The sequence below is a fragment of the Frankia sp. AgKG'84/4 genome (assembly GCF_023242965.2).
In the GTDB taxonomy this organism is placed as follows: Bacteria; Actinomycetota; Actinomycetes; order Frankiales; family Frankiaceae; genus Frankia.
The window spans coordinates 1-1,200 of record NZ_JALKFU020000755.1; the positions used below are offsets into that span (position 1 = coordinate 1).

Below are 1,200 nucleotides of genomic sequence, written 5' to 3' on the forward strand. Positions count from 1 at the left end.
CCGCTCGGCCGGCGCGCCCGCGTCGGCGGTCAGTCAACTGCCCGCCCAGGCCGGCGCCGCGGCGCCGAACTCCGAACCCCTGTGCGCCGTCAATGGGCCGGTCCGGCTCGCCCGCAGAGCAGGGCGGCCAGGCGCCGCCAGGGTGCTGCCCAGGGTCGCGACGGCACCGAGCTGAGGGACGTCGCCCGCTTCGGGCAACGCCGCGACGCCGGTTCGGACGCCGTCCTTCCTCGCCGTCGTTCCCTGACCGCGAACACCACTTGATCACCATCGTGGCGGATGCCGCTGCTGGGATCAGGGCCGAGGCCGTAGGCTCGCGGTCATGGCACTGAGGAAGCAGCCGAGGGATCCCGCGGCCGCGGAGAAGAGCACGCCGGCGAATGCGGCCGGGAAGATCGGGACAGGCCGCGGCGGCGCCTCCGGTGGTGGTGCCGCGAACCGCGCGGCCGCGAACGGCCGTGGTGGCACCCCCGCCGAGGGGACCGGGTTCAAGGCCCGGCTCACGCAGCTCTGGGCGGTCTTCAAGATCACCCGGCAGCGGGACCCGCAGGTCCTCTGGATCACTCTCGCCGGCCTCGCCGGGCCGCTCGTGATCGGTGTCGTGCTCGGCATCGTCGTCGGCCCGCTGTACCTGTGGATCCCGATCGCCCTCCTGCTGGGTGTCGTCGTCGCCCTGAACCTGTTCAGCCGGCGGGTCCAGCGCACCGCCTACGCGGAGATGGAAGGCAAGCCGGGCGCGGCCGCCGGTGTCGTCGAGCGGATGCGCGGCGACTGGCGGATCACCCCCGTGGTCGGCGTGAATCGCAATCAGGACGTGGTGCACCGGGTCGTCTCCAGGGCCGGCGTTGTGATCATCGCCGAGGGTCGCGGGCGAGGTCCGCGGGAACTGCTCGCCGCGGAGAAACGCCGCATCCGCCGGGTCGTCGGCGAGGCACCGGTCACCGACATCATCATCGGCACCGGTGAGGGCGAGACTCCGCTGCCGAAGCTGCAGCCGACTCTGATGCGCCTGCGCCGTGCGTTGAGCAAGGGCGAGGTCGAAACGCTCGACCGCAAGCTGCGTGCCATCGGCGGCGCCGCCCTGCCGATCCCGAAGGGCCCGATCCCCCGCAACGTGCCCCGCGGCGGCCGCCTGCGCTGAGCGCGCGCCGCCCTTCGCAGGGCCCCGCCCCACCATCCGCCTCGCCCACGCATCCGGCC

At 73.8% G+C, this 1,200-nt stretch carries 1 protein-coding gene; it reads left to right on the plus strand.

What is annotated here, in order from left to right; translation table 11 throughout:
• The first annotated feature begins 322 nt into the window (after nucleotides 1–322).
• The gene (locus MXD58_RS24980; RefSeq protein WP_248837182.1) at nucleotides 323–1,141 is read left to right on the plus strand and encodes a DUF4191 domain-containing protein; all 819 of its coding nucleotides are present in this window, start codon (nucleotides 323–325) and stop codon (nucleotides 1,139–1,141) included.
• The last annotated feature ends 59 nt before the right edge of the window (nucleotides 1,142–1,200 follow it).